We start from the raw sequence: 12,871 nt of genomic DNA, 5'->3' as shown, positions 1-12,871 counted from the left end.
GCGCTCTCCCGTGACTCTCAGATGCGCTCGAGGATGGTGCCGGTTGCCAGTGCGCCGCCCGCGCACATGGTGACCAGAGCAGTCTGTGCGTCACGCCGTTCGAGTTCGTGGAGTGCGGTGGTGAGCAACCGCGAACCCGTGCTGCCGACCGGATGTCCGAGGGCGATAGCGCCGCCGTTGACGTTCACCTTGTCCATGTCGGCGCCGTGCACGCGAGCCCAACTGAGTACCACCGACGCGAATGCCTCGTTGATCTCGACGATGTCGATGTCGGACAACGACATTCCCGCCTTGGCCAACACCCGTTCGGTGGCTTGGACCGGGCCGTCGAGGTGGTAGTACGGTTCGGACCCGACGAGGGCGGCGGCCCGCAGTCGTGCTCGTGGGCGGAGTCCGAGCTCGCGCGCTCTGGTCTCGTCCATCAGCAGGACGGCCGCAGCGCCGTCGGAGATCTGCGACGACGTGCCCGCGGTGTGGATGCCGCCGTCGATGACCGGCTTGAGTGCCGCGAGCGATTCGGGTGTGGTGTCGCGAAGGCCCTGATCGCGTGTGACGTCGATGATGTTGCCGGTCACCACGCCCTCTTTGGTGCGCTCAGGGGCCTTGAGGCTCAACACTTCACGGTCGAACCGGTGCTCGTCCCACGCCTGATGTGCGCGTTGCTGGCTGCGCACCCCGAGTTCGTCGACGTCGGCGCGGGTGATCCCGCGGCGTGCTGCGATTCGCTCTGCGGCTTCGAATTGATTGGGCATCTCGACGTTCCAGGAGTCCGCGTGGTACGGGCCGGCGTCGACGCCAACGTTGGCTCCCAGCGGGGTGTGCGTCATCAGCTCGACGCCGCACGCGATGCCGACGTCGATCACGTCCGAGGCGATCAGCCCGGCGATCAGGTTGTTTGCCTGCTGCGCCGAGCCGCACTGGCAGTCGATGGTCGTCGCACCGGTCTGCTCGGGAAGCCCGGCCGACAGCCACGCCTTGCGCGTGATGTTGCCGGCCTGCGCCCCTGCCTGGGTGACACATCCGCCGATGGCCTGCTCGACCAGCGATGCGTCGATACCCGCCTTCTCGATCAAGCCGCGCTGAGTGAGGCCGAGTAGCTCCTCAGCGTGTAGACCGGAGAGCCAGCCCGCCCGCTTGCCGATGGGGGTTCGCACTGCTTCGACGATTACCGGCACACCCATGTCCGTCACCTTTCGGGCTTCTACTTTTCTGCTACTTCTCGGCGCAGCCCTGTTGCGCGCGGACTGCACTGGTACAGATCTACTGCTCTGGCACGAAAGTAGAACATGTTCCTGTTCCTGTCCATTGCGCCGGCAGAAAAGTAGAACGAGTTCCTGTTTTGGTGCGATACTGTGTGTACAGTGAGCGTCAGTGAGACGTGAACACGTTCGCGTCTCGGTTGCAAACATTGAGAACAGGGTGGTATTTCACGTGATCCAGACCGACGGCGTGGGGGCCGACCAGACGTCATCCTCACCAGCAGCATCATGCCCGTTCATGCATCAGGAGGGGTGGGATTTCACCAGTCCGGACCTGCTCGAGAAGGGCATCCCGGTCGCCGAGTTCGCGGCCCTGCGCAAGACCGCTCCCGTCTGGTGGAATGCCCAGCTCCCGGGTAAGGGTGGCGGTTTCCACGACGGCGGCTACTGGGTCGTCTCCAAGCACGCACACGTTCGCGAGATCTCGAAGAACAACGAGGATTGGGCAACGTCGACCAACGGCGTCATCATGCGGTTCGACGACGAGATGCCTCAAGATCAGCTCGACGTCACCAAGGCGCTGCTGATCAATCACGACCCGCCCGAGCACACCCGCCTGCGCAAGGTGATCTCGAAGGCGTTTACGCCGCGGGCCGTGCAGGCGCTCGAGGAGAAGCTCGACGACGCGGCGCGCACCATCGTGCGCCAGGCGGCCGACCGGGGAACCGGCGACTTCGTCCACGACGTGGCCGTCGACCTCCCGCTGCTGGCGATCGCCGATCTGCTCGGTGTCCCGGAGTCGGATCGCAAGAAGCTGTTCGACTGGTCGAACGGCATGATGAACTACGACGATCCCGAGTTCGCAGGCGTCGATCCGCAGATGGCGTCGGCAGAGATCCTCGGCTATGGCTACAACATGGCGGAGGAGCGTCGAAAGTGTCCCGTCGACGACATCGTCAGCACGCTGGTCAACGCCGATATCGACGGACAGCACCTCGATGAGGCCGAGTTCGGATTCTTCTTCATCCTGCTCACCGTCGCGGGCAACGAGACCACGCGCAACGCGATCAGCCACGGCATGAATGCCTTTCTGGAGCACCCTGACCAGTGGGAGTTGTTCAAGAAGGAACGCCCCGCAACGGCGGTCGACGAGATCGTGCGTTGGGCGACGCCGGTCAACTGCTTCCAGCGCACCGCCAAACGCGACACGCAGGTCGGCGGCGTCGACATCAAGCAGGGGCAGCGCGTCGGATTGTTCTACGGCTCAGCCAATTACGACGAAGACGTGTTCGACGATCCGTTCTCCTTCAACATCCTGCGCGACCCCAACCCGCACGTCGGATTCGGCGGCAATGGAGCGCACTTCTGTGTGGGCGCGAATCTCGCACGCATGGAGATCAACCTGATGTTCAACGCGATCGCCGACCTCGTGCCCGACATCTCGCGGCTGGACGAGCCGCGTCGACTCCGGCACGGCTGGATCAACGGCGTGAAGGAACTCCAGGTCGACTACGGGACTCGGTGACCGATGACCAGTGCAGCCCAACAGGATTCGAGTCAACCCGCATATCTGGGCATCGATAGGGAGAACAATCCCGCAGTGGTGGCGGGCCGTCGATCGCGGGAGGCGGTCGCGGCTCGTGACAAGGAGGCCTGGCTCGACAATTTCGCGGCCGACGCGAAGGTCGAGGACCCGGTCGGGCCGTCGATGTTCGATGAACGAGGGGTCGGATTCCAAGGGCGAGAGCGTATCTCGCAGTTCTGGGATCTGTCGATCGCGACAACCGAGAGTATCGACTTCGTCTTCGACGACGAGATCATCTGCGGCAACGAGGTCGCGTACGTCGGGAAGATCGTGACCCACATCGCGGGCCACGTGTCGGAGGCGCACGGCGTGTTCACCTATCGGGCCGACGACGAGGGCAAGCTGTCGGCGCTGCGCGCGTTCTGGGAGGTCGAGAAGACGATCAACTCGGTCCGGCCGGCCTGACGTCTGGGACTTGGGTCGAAATCCGCACCTCGTCTGTGGCACTTCACCTTCGGCACTGCCGAAGGTGAAGCGTGACAGATGAGGTGCGGATTTTTCATGGAACCGATTCGACGCTGCGTGCGTCACAACTTGCATGGTCCACTTCCATGGCGTCACGGGCGCGGTCAATCGCGCCGAGCTCCTCGCGGCGGGTTACGTCGACCGTGAGATACGGCTGGCGCTCGACGTCGGAACCCTCGTGTCGCTGGCGCCGGGAGTGGTGATTCCGCGCGATCTGCTGGCAGAAGACACTCCCGAGGAGCGGCACCGCCAGCGAGCGCTTGCCGTGATACGACGCGACGCCCGCACGCCGGAGGTGCGGGCTGCCAAACACACTCGCGCGCTGGCACTTTCGTCGGCCGCTGCGGTGCTTGGCCTACCGGTCTGGGGGTTGGATACCTCGCGGGTGTCGATCGCAGACAGTGGACGCACGCCGGGCACGCGCACCACATCGCGTACGAGGTTGATCACCGACACCCGACCACCAGCCCTCGTCGAGGTCGACGGTGTGCTGGTGGTGTCGCCTGCTCGCACCGTCGTCGACATCGCGCGCACCGGAGCGCGGATACCCGCCATCGCGGTGGGCGACGCCGCGCTGCACGCCGGACTCTGCACCGTCGACGATCTGCAGAATGAGCTGGACCTGCTCGCCGGGATGCGGGGGCGTGCCGCGGCGATCCGCGCGGTCGGCCGGTGCGACGGTAGGACGGAGTCGGTGCTCGAGACGCGCAGCCGCGTCGAACTGGTCGACGCGGGCGTCCCGGAGCCGGAGCTGCAGGTGAACATCTATGACGCGCACGGGAACTTCCTCGCGCGCGTCGATCTGTACTGGCGGGATGCGCGGCTGTGCGGCGAGGCCGACGGCAACAAGAAGTACGGCGACGATGCCGACGAGACCCGACGTGCACTACTCGCCGAGAAGTCGCGCGGTGACGGGATCGTCGAGACCGGACACGCCTTGTTGCGGTGGGGCTGGCGCGACATCGACGAGCCTGCTGTCCTGGCGCGCCGGGTGCTGGGCATGCTCGGGCGGCGCGCGGCGTAAGGGTGACTCTCGATGCAGCTCTCGGCACAGCTACCTGATCTGTGTGCAGCCACCTTGGGCGGTGCAGAAGGTAGCTGTGCACAGATGAGGTAGCTGCACGCCCGTTGGTGTGCGGCCCAGCTAGTTCGACGGCTTGTCGGCGCCGACGAGCCACATCGAGTAGTACTGCGCCCCGCCGCCGTAGGCGTGCCCGAGGGCTTTGCGGGCGTCGGCCACCTGGTGGTCGCCTGCCTTGCCCATCACCTGGATCGCGGCCTCGGCGAAGCGGATCATGCCCGACGCTCCGATCGGGTTCGACGACAGCACGCCGCCCGACGGGTTGAACGGGATGCGGCCGCCGATCTCGGTCTCGCCGGCCTCGGTGAGCTTCCAGCCCTCGCCCTCGGGGGCGAAGCCGAGGCTCTCGAGCCACATGGGCTCGAACCACGAGAACGGGACGTAGACCTCGGCGACGTCGACCTCGTCGATCGGATTGTCTATGCCCGCGGACTTCCACAGTGCTGCTGCGGCGTCGCGGCTGGCCTGCGGGTTGACGGTGTTGCGGTGCGCGAAGAACAGCGGTTCGGTGCGCATCGCGGTGGCGTGGACCCAGGCGACGGGGCGGCCGTCGGCGACCGCGGTGTCGGAGACCTGCTCGTCGCCGATGACGACCGCGCACGCGCCGTCGGAGGACGGGCATGTCTCGTCGTAGCGGATCGGGTCCCAGAGCATCTGCGACGCCATCACGCTTTCGACGGTGATGTCGGGTTGATGTAGATGGGCCAACGGATTTCGCGCGCCGTTGCGTCGATCCTTGGTGGCGACCATCGCGCCGATGTGCTCGGGCGCGCCCGACTGCCGGATGTACGAGCGCACGTGCGGGGCGAAGAATCCGCCCGCTCCCGCGCCGACCGGCTTGGTGAACGGAACCGGAAGCGACAACGCCCACATGGCATTTGACTCCGACTGCTTCTCCCACGCGATCGCGAGCACACGTTTGTGGACGCCCGCGAACACCAACGAGGCCGCGACGTTGGCCGTCGAGCCGCCGACGGAGCCTGCGGTGTGCACGCGGATCAGTCGTTTGCCAACGGCTCCAAGGGCATCGGCCATGGCCAGCTCGGGCATCATCGAACCCTCGAAGAGATCCGGTGCCTTACCGATGACGATCGCGTCGATCTCGTCGATGCTCACCCCGGCGTCGGCGAGGGCCGCGTCCATTGCCTCACGGCACATACCTGCCATCGTGACGTCGTGCCGCTTGGCGACGTACTTGGTCTGTCCGGTGCCCAGGACCGCCGCACGGTTGTTGTGTGCCATCAGTTGTCGTCTCCCACAATCGAGTCGCCGCTCTTCGAATCACCGCTGTTCGAGTCACCCTGCAGCGTGACCACCATGTTCTGTTGCAGCAGAGGGCCGCTCGTCGCGTGCGCCACCGCGGTCTGCGCATCGCCGGTGAGGATGGAGTGCGCCGCGTAGCCGATACGCTGCAGGCCGCCGCTGAACAACGAATTGCCCGTGAGCAGGCCGCCGGACGGATTGATCCGCACCGAGGCGGGCAGTCCGAGCGCGTTGCGGACGATGATCTCCTGGTGTGTGTACGGGGCGGCGATCTCGGCGACGTCGACGGCGCGGGTGCGATCGCCGAACGCGGTGTCGGCGGCCAGTGTCGTCGACGGCGAGACCGTGAGATCTCGTGCTCCGAAGTTGGCGCTGTCGATCCGGTGGTCCCAGCCGGTGACGAATGCTGGATTGGCGACGAGCTCGCGGGCGCGGCGCTCACTGGCGATGATCACGGCCGCGGCGGCATCGGTGAACGGTGCGATGTCATGTGCACGGAGGGGATTGGCGACGTAATCGGTCGCGAGCAGGTCGTCGGTCGACGCCCCGGTCGTGCGTGCTGCCACTGCGGCCATGTCGGTTTCGGTCCACGTACCGGCGTCGAGGCCTGCGCGGGCCTGCAATCCGGCGAGAGCGCGGTCGCCCGGCCAGAGTGGAGCGACGGTGTAGGGGTCGGTCTGCATCGACAGCGTGCGATTGCTATCTCCCGCAGACGCTTTGCCGAAGCCGTAGGCAAGGGCGAGGTCGACCTCGCCGCTCGCGATCTTCACCCACGCCTCGTACAGCGCCCACGCGCCGTCCATCTCGACATGGGATTCGTTGATCGGCGGCATCGCGCCGATCGAGTCGATCGCCGAGATGAACGAGAAGGCCCGTCCGGCAAGATAATCCGACGATCCGCTGCACCAGAACTCGATGTCGGTGCGGGAGATGCCGAGTTCGGCGTAGAGCTTGTCAAAGCAGGGGATCAGCATTTCGACACCGTTGGTGGTGCCGTGTGTGCCGATGACGTTGGGACTGTGGGCGAACCCGACGATCGCGATGCGGGGGAGTGTCACGTGCTTCTCCTAGAGATGGGGATCGCGGGTCAGAGGAACTCGCGGTAGGTGTCGTACTCGGCGTCGGGTTCGCCGGTGGGGCGGAAATGGCTGATCGATCCCATCGACAGCTCGCGCTCGTCGTCGGGAACCCAGACCGCCTGCACCCGCATGCCCATGCGAACCTCGTCGGCGGGAGCGTCGAGGATGAGGTGCAGGAACGGGATGTCGGAGCCGTCGAGCAGCACGTACGCCGCGACGTAGGGGGGCTTGATCCGCTGCCCCTGGAAGGGCACGTTGACGATGCAGAACGTCGTGACGGTTCCGGTGTCGGGGAGTTCGACGTGTTCGACGGCCGGCGCACCGTCGGCGGGACTCACCGAGCGTGGCGGGAAGTAGACGCGTCCGGCGTCGACTCCTGAGCCGATACGCGTCCCGATCAGCTTGCCCGCCTTGAGGCCTTCGAGATAGCGCGATTCCTCTTCGGTCGCGGAGTGAATGATGCTTGTCGTGATCGGTGTGGTGATGATGACGTTTTCGTCGTCGGGGTTCTCGGCGGTGTTCGGCTCGGCCTGCTCAGCGGAGTCGCCGGGTGCGAAGTAGGCGATGTCGTCGATGCGGCCGCTTCGCGCCGCACGCCAGACCGCGTGTACCCGCATTCCTGTTTCGATGTCTGCCGGCCCGCCGACCTTGACCGCGTGCAGCAACGCGGTATCGGCGCCGTCGAGTCGGATCAGCGCCCATGCGAACGGTGCGTCGAACGGCTGGCCGTCGATGTGGTCGGGATTCCACGACCACGTGACGACCGTGCCGACGGAGGCGACGTCGACGATGTCGGTAATCGGTGCGCCCGACGCGGCGTCGTATTCGATCGGCGGTACCGACACGGTTCCGTCGGCCGACCGCGATCCGACGATGTGGCCGTCGCGTAGCCCGAATGCGAACCGGCTCAACACCGGTCCGAGCGAACGCGTGTAGCTGAACGTGTTGCTCAGCTCAGCGGTCAGGATGGCGGTCTCGGGATCGGGCACCACGGCGACGGGGCTGGCGGTCGTCACGGCGGGAGATGTGTCGATGCTGCTCACACTTCGAGTAGAACACGTTCTAGTATTGGGGCACAAGGCCGTGATGACGGTTGTCTTCGTGGTGCCGACGTGGAGAGGTCGAGGTCGTGAAACTTGCGCTGCAACTGGGATATTGGGGAGCGGATCCCATCGTCGACGCCCCGGAGCTCATCGCCGCGGCCGAGGGGTCGGGATTCGACGCCGTGTTCACCGCGGAGTCGTGGGGGTCGGACGCCTACACCCCGCTGGCCTGGTGGGGCGCGGCGACGTCGCGGATACGGCTCGGCACCGCAGTTGCGCAGTTGTCGGCGCGACCGCCCACATCGCTCGCGATGCATGCGCTGACCCTCGACCACCTCTCGGGCGGCAGACACATCATCGGGCTGGGGGTATCGGGACCTCAGGTCGTCGAAGGGTGGTACGGGCAGCCGTTCGGCAAACCACTCGCTCGCACAAGGGAATACGTGCAGATCGTGCGTGACGTTCTGTCGCGCGCCGACCGAGTCCGCAGCGCGGGACCGCATTACCCGCTGCCGTATCCGGCCGACGCGCCAGGCGCGACCGGGCTGGGGAAATCGCTCAAGCCGATCACGCATCCGCTACGCGCCGACATACCGATCTGGTTGGGCGCGGAGGGGCCGAAGAACGTCGCCCAGACCGCGGAGATCGCCGACGGCTGGCTCGCGATCTTCTACAGCCTCTCGCTCGCCGATCAGTACGAGTCGTGGCTCGCGGAGGGATTCGCGCGTCCGGGTGCGCGTCGGACGCGCGACGACTTCGAGGTCGCGGCAACCGTGCAGGTGGTGATCACCGACGACGTCGCCGCCGCTGTCGACGCGTATCGACCCGCCACCGCGCTGTACGTGGGCGGGATGGGCGCCAAGGAGAAGAACTTTCACGCCGAGCTGTACCGCAGGATGGGCTATGGCGAGGTGGTCGATGAGATCGGCAGGTTGTTCCTCGCGGGTCGTAAGGAGGAGGCACTCGCAGCGGTGCCCGACGAGATGGTGCGCGAGACGATGATCGTCGGTACCGCCGACGAGGTGCGCGAGCAGATCAAGCAGTGGGAGTCGGCGGGTGTCTCGATGCTGATGGTGACCACGCGCGACGCCGCCACGATCCGCGAGCTCGCGACGCTGGTGTGAGCGGCCGTCAGCCGACGGGCTGTTCCGACAACCGGGCGGGCACTCTGCGTGGTGTCAGCGAGACGTAGAAGTCTTTGGGCACCATGGTGAGTCGCTCGTCGACGCGAAGTTCATAGTCGGGATCGGGTGCGACGTCGTATCGATGGAGCAGGCTCGCGAGGACGAGTACCGACTCGTGGAGCGCGAATTGTCTTCCGATGCAGGCGCGTACGCCGTTGCCGAACGGTTTGTAGGTGTGCGCCGGACGCTTCTTGATGTTTTCGGGGAGGAAGCGGTCCGGGTCATAGGAATCGGGATCGTCCCAGACCGCGGGATCGCGGTGGACCTGGGCGAGGATGATGACCGCCCAGTCTTCCGGTGTCATGCGGTACCGCCCGCCGAGCATCGTCGTCGATCGTGGGCTGCGTGCGAATGCGGGCACCGTCGGCCAGATGCGTAATGCCTCGTCGAGTGCGCGCCTGATGTAGCGCAGGCGTGGCACCTGCTCGAAGGTCGGCATCGCCGTCGGGTCGTCGCCGAGTGCGTCGTCGGCTTCACGTTGCGCCTGTTCCAGGCTTTCGGGGTGTTGCGACAGGTAGTACAGCGCGAACGACAAAGCGCCCGAGGTGGTTTCGTGTCCCGCGACGAGGAAGGTGAGGATCTGGTGTCGGATGTTCAACGGTGACAGGCGTTCTCCGGTCTCGGGATGTGCGACGTTGAGCATGATCCCGAGCAGGTCGTGCTGGTCGGTGGTGTGTTCGCGTTCGGCGATGAGGTCGTCGAGCAGGTCGTCGACGTAGTTCTGTGCCTGCGCGTTGCGGCGGTCGAGCAGGGCGGTGAGGTAGCGTCCGCCGGGCGCGGTGCGCAGTGCTCCCTTGCGTCGACCGGTCTCGAGCGCGCGGATCATGGCACTGACGAACGGGTGCTGCTCTGCGGAGGTGAAGGACCCGAAGTCGTGGCTGAATGCGGTGCGGCTCAATGTTTCCATGGTCAGCTTCGTCATGTCACGCGTGACGTCGACGGTGGTGGTGCCGGCGGGGTCGGTCGGTAGTGCGTCCCAGTAGTCGAACAATTCGTTGGCCGTTTGCAGCATGATCGGGTGATAGGAGCGCATGGCCGACTTGGTGAACGCGGGCATCAGAAGGTCATGTGCGAGTTGCCAATTGGACTCGTCGTTGCGGGCGGTGAACAGGCCGTCGCCCGCGTAGTCGCGTAGCGCCTCGATCGCGGGCGGAAGCGCCTTGCAGAACTGCGATTCGTCGCAGAGTTCGGCGGTGAGTTCGGCCGAGGCGATGAAGACGAACTTCTGGCGGAAGACCTGCATCTCGTAGATCGGGCCGAGGTTGGCGCCGAGGGTCAGCATGCTCAGCAACGGATGGCGGGGATCGGCAACGCCGAGATCGCCGATCAGTGGCTTTCGACGCCCGGGACTCGGAAATCGTTGACCTGACCAGTCGTTGTTGATGTGCAGCCGCGCCATGCTCCGACCCTGCCGCCTTCCGGTTGGCCTGTCAACGAGTGGTCACTCCGCGGAGTTAGCGAGTGGTCACTCGCCGGTGAAGACGGGCTTTTCCTTATTGGCGAATGCCCGTGGGCCGACTTTGGCGTCTTTGCTCATGAAGACGCGCACCCCGAGGTCGGCGTCGATCTTGAACGCGTCCTCCTCGTGCATTCCCTCGGTGTCGCGGATGGTCTTGAGGATCGCCTGGACGGCGAGCGGGCCGTTGGCGGCGATGACGTCGGCGATGTCGAGGGCTTTGTCGAGTGCCGAGCCGTCGGGCACGACGTGGCCGATCAGGCCGTACTCCTTGGCTTCGGTTGCGGTGATGTGGCGTCCGGTGAGCAGGATGTCGGCGGCGATCGTGTAGGGGATCTGACGAACGAGCCGGACGGCGCTGCCGCCGAGGGGGAACAGGCCCCATTTGGCTTCGGACACACCGAACTTTGCGCTCTCGCCCGCGACGCGGATGTCGGTGCCCTGCAGGATCTCGGTGCCCCCGGCGATCGCGGGTCCCTCTACGGCTGCGATGAGCGGTTTGGTGAGTCGACGACCCTTGAGGAGTGCGGGCATCCGGGTGAGGTCCCACCCGCCGTCGGCGAATTTGTCGCCCGCGGGCTTGGCGTTCATCGACTTGAGGTCGGCGCCGGCGCAGAAGTATCCGCCTGCACCGGTCAGGATGGCGACACGAATGTCGGGATCGGCGTCGACCTGATCCCAGGCCTCCTCCATGATCGCCATCATCTCCGTCGACAACGCGTTGCGCGCTTCCGGTCGGTTCATGGTGACGATGAGAACGTGTCCGCGCTTCTCGACGAGGCACTCCGGCATCGGTACTCCTTGGTGGCTGGTGATCGGTAGCCGAACAGGCCTTGCCGAAAACAGTAACACGTTCTAATTTTGTCGTCATGGCCTTCCATATCGCTGACCTGATCGAGCACGCCGTGGACCTGATGCCCGACCGGACCGCGCTGGAAACAGACGACCGGTCGATGACGTATGCCGAGCTGGAGCGAGAGGCAAACGCGCTCGCGCACGAACTGATCGCGCTCGGCGTCCGGCCGACCGATTCGGTCGGTCTATACAGCAGGAACACACTCGAGTGCGTCGTCGCGATGCTGGCGATCTTCAAGGTCCGCGCGGTGATGATCAACGTCAACTACCGGTACGTCGCGGCAGAGCTCGAGCACATCGTCACCGACTCCGACATGAAGGTGTTGATCTACGAGCGGCAATACGGCGACCGCGTGCGGAACGTGTTACCAAAAGCGCCTGAACTGGCGCACGTGATCGTCGTCGAAGACGGCAGCGATGAACCTGCTCCCGACGACGCGATTGCGTATGCGGACGCCATTGCCAGGGGGAGCGTCGACCGTGACTTCGAGCCGCGCAGCGACGACGACCTGTACATGCTCTACACCGGCGGCACGACGGGGTTCCCGAAGGGCGTCGTCTGGCGCCAGGAGGACATCTGGCGGGTGTTGGGCGGCGGAATCAGCTTCTACACCGGTGAGCGCGTGTCCGACGAGTGGCAGCAGGCTCGTGACGGTGCGGCGGGGGGACAACTGGTGCGCTTTCCGATCCCGCCATTTATTCACGGCGGGTCGCAGTGGGCTGTGTTCCAGGAACTCTTCGTCGGCGGCAAGGCCGTGATCTACCCGGAGTTCGGCGCGCACCGCACCTGGCAGATCATCGAGCGGCACAAGGTCAACGTCGTGATGATCACCGGAGATGCGATGGCGCGCCCGATGGTCGACGCGTTGCGTGCGGGACATCCCGATGGGCGGACATACGACACCAGTTCGGTTGTGTCACTTGCATCGTCGGCCGCGCTCTTCTCTGCGAGTGTCAAGGACGAGTACCTCGATCTGTTGCCGAACCTGCTCGTGATCGACGCGATCGGGTCGTCGGAAACGGGTTTCAGCGGGATGTCGGCGGCGCAGAAGGGGCAGTCGCACACGGGTGCTCCGCGGGTGACCGCCGACAAGGCTGCTGTGGTGCTGCGGGAGGACGGAACGCCCGTGGAACCGGGTTCGGGCGAGGTGGGAATCCTGGCGCGTTCCGGCAATATTCCGTTGCGTTACTACAACGACCCGGCCAAGACCGAACGAACCTTCAAGGAGTTCAACGGGATTCGCTACTCGATTCCTGGTGATCTGGCGACCGTCGAAGCCGACGGATCGATCACGATGATGGGTCGCGGATCGCAGTCGATCAACACCGGTGGCGAGAAGGTCTTTCCCGAAGAGGTCGAAGCGGCGCTCAAGGCGCATCCGGATGTGTTCGACACCGTCGTCGTCGGCGTTCCCGACGAACGGTACGGCGAGCGCGTCGCGGCAGTCATCGCCACACGTGACGGTGCGAGGCCGACGCTAGAAGACCTGAACACCGTTGTGCGCGAACAGGTTGCGGGATACAAGTGTCCTCGCAGTGTGTGGTACGTCGACGAGATCAAGCGGTCGCCTGCGGGTAAGCCGAATTACCGATGGGGCAGGGAAATCACCGAGACACGACCGGCCGACGCGTCGGTGCAGGCCGTCAGTGGAAGGGCATAA

General features: G+C 65.4%; 11 protein-coding genes. 5 read left to right on the top strand and 6 right to left on the bottom strand.

The features are described from left to right. Positions 1-17 precede the first annotated feature (17 nt). A complete protein-coding gene (locus RND64_RS18745; protein ID WP_049699903.1) occupies positions 18-1,181 on the bottom strand; it encodes a steroid 3-ketoacyl-CoA thiolase in 1,164 nt (387 codons plus the stop codon). Between the two features lie 250 nt (positions 1,182-1,431). Here RND64_RS18745 and RND64_RS18740 point away from each other — a divergent pair, with 250 nt between their 5' ends. The 3 genes from RND64_RS18740 to RND64_RS18730 all read left to right on the top strand — a co-directional run bounded on the left by RND64_RS18740 (position 1,432) and on the right by RND64_RS18730 (position 4,273). Next, the gene (locus RND64_RS18740; protein WP_049699902.1) at positions 1,432-2,724 is read left to right on the top strand and encodes a cytochrome P450; all 1,293 of its coding nucleotides are present in this window, start codon (positions 1,432-1,434) and stop codon (positions 2,722-2,724) included. Between the two features lie 3 nt (positions 2,725-2,727). Next, positions 2,728-3,189: a nuclear transport factor 2 family protein gene (locus tag RND64_RS18735; protein ID WP_049699901.1), complete on the top strand. Its 462-nt coding sequence runs from the start codon at positions 2,728-2,730 to the stop codon at positions 3,187-3,189. A 133-nt stretch (positions 3,190-3,322) separates the two neighbouring features. After that, complete coding sequence (locus RND64_RS18730) at positions 3,323-4,273, top strand: hypothetical protein (protein WP_049699900.1); 951 nt, start codon at positions 3,323-3,325, stop codon at positions 4,271-4,273. A gap of 120 nt (positions 4,274-4,393) precedes the next feature. On the opposite strand, the gene RND64_RS18725 is transcribed toward RND64_RS18730, so the two are convergent. The 3 genes from RND64_RS18725 to RND64_RS18715 are packed head-to-tail and all read right to left on the bottom strand — an operon-like array spanning position 4,394 to position 7,661. Further along, positions 4,394-5,572, bottom strand: coding sequence for a thiolase domain-containing protein (locus RND64_RS18725; RefSeq protein WP_049699899.1), 1,179 nt, complete (start codon positions 5,570-5,572; stop codon positions 4,394-4,396). After that, positions 5,572-6,651 (bottom strand): thiolase domain-containing protein, encoded by a 1,080-nt coding sequence (locus RND64_RS18720; RefSeq protein WP_049699898.1) that lies wholly within the window; start codon positions 6,649-6,651, stop codon positions 5,572-5,574. Before RND64_RS18720 ends, RND64_RS18725 begins: the two co-directional genes overlap by 1 nt. A gap of 29 nt (positions 6,652-6,680) precedes the next feature. Further along, positions 6,681-7,661, bottom strand: coding sequence for a Zn-ribbon domain-containing OB-fold protein (locus RND64_RS18715; protein WP_049700085.1), 981 nt, complete (start codon positions 7,659-7,661; stop codon positions 6,681-6,683). Between the two features lie 140 nt (positions 7,662-7,801). Here RND64_RS18715 and RND64_RS18710 point away from each other — a divergent pair, with 140 nt between their 5' ends. Further along, the gene (locus tag RND64_RS18710; protein ID WP_049699897.1) at positions 7,802-8,839 is read left to right on the top strand and encodes an LLM class F420-dependent oxidoreductase; all 1,038 of its coding nucleotides are present in this window, start codon (positions 7,802-7,804) and stop codon (positions 8,837-8,839) included. Between the two features lie 7 nt (positions 8,840-8,846). Here RND64_RS18710 and RND64_RS18705 read toward each other — a convergent pair whose 3' ends face one another. After that, a complete protein-coding gene (locus tag RND64_RS18705) occupies positions 8,847-10,298 on the bottom strand; it encodes a cytochrome P450 (RefSeq protein ID WP_331436261.1) in 1,452 nt (483 codons plus the stop codon). A 66-nt stretch (positions 10,299-10,364) separates the two neighbouring features. Continuing rightward, on the bottom strand, positions 10,365-11,147 hold the full coding sequence (locus tag RND64_RS18700) for a crotonase/enoyl-CoA hydratase family protein (RefSeq protein WP_005204741.1): 783 nt from the start codon (positions 11,145-11,147) through the stop codon (positions 10,365-10,367). Positions 11,148-11,224: 77 nt separating this feature from the next. Here RND64_RS18700 and RND64_RS18695 point away from each other — a divergent pair, with 77 nt between their 5' ends. Continuing rightward, positions 11,225-12,871 (top strand): acyl-CoA synthetase, encoded by a 1,647-nt coding sequence (locus RND64_RS18695; protein ID WP_331436260.1) that lies wholly within the window; start codon positions 11,225-11,227, stop codon positions 12,869-12,871.

Origin of the sequence: Gordonia sp. w5E2, assembly GCF_036540975.1 — a bacterium.
In the GTDB taxonomy this organism is placed as follows: domain Bacteria; phylum Actinomycetota; class Actinomycetes; order Mycobacteriales; family Mycobacteriaceae; genus Gordonia; species Gordonia jacobaea.
This window is presented reverse-complemented; position numbering and strand designations above follow the sequence as displayed.

Excerpts from the sequence above, each read along its gene's own strand:
- RND64_RS18730 (WP_049699900.1), top strand. The coding sequence starts at position 3,323 with ATGGTCCACTTCCATGGCGTCACGGGCGCGGTCAATCGCGCCGAGCTC.
- RND64_RS18695 (WP_331436260.1), top strand. The coding sequence starts at position 11,225 with ATGGCCTTCCATATCGCTGACCTGATCGAGCACGCCGTGGACCTGATG.
- RND64_RS18735 (WP_049699901.1), top strand. The coding sequence starts at position 2,728 with ATGACCAGTGCAGCCCAACAGGATTCGAGTCAACCCGCATATCTGGGC.
- RND64_RS18700 (WP_005204741.1), bottom strand. The coding sequence starts at position 11,147 with ATGCCGGAGTGCCTCGTCGAGAAGCGCGGACACGTTCTCATCGTCACC.
- RND64_RS18725 (WP_049699899.1), bottom strand. The coding sequence starts at position 5,572 with ATGGCACACAACAACCGTGCGGCGGTCCTGGGCACCGGACAGACCAAG.
- RND64_RS18705 (WP_331436261.1), bottom strand. The coding sequence starts at position 10,298 with ATGGCGCGGCTGCACATCAACAACGACTGGTCAGGTCAACGATTTCCG.
- RND64_RS18745 (WP_049699903.1), bottom strand. The coding sequence starts at position 1,181 with ATGGGTGTGCCGGTAATCGTCGAAGCAGTGCGAACCCCCATCGGCAAG.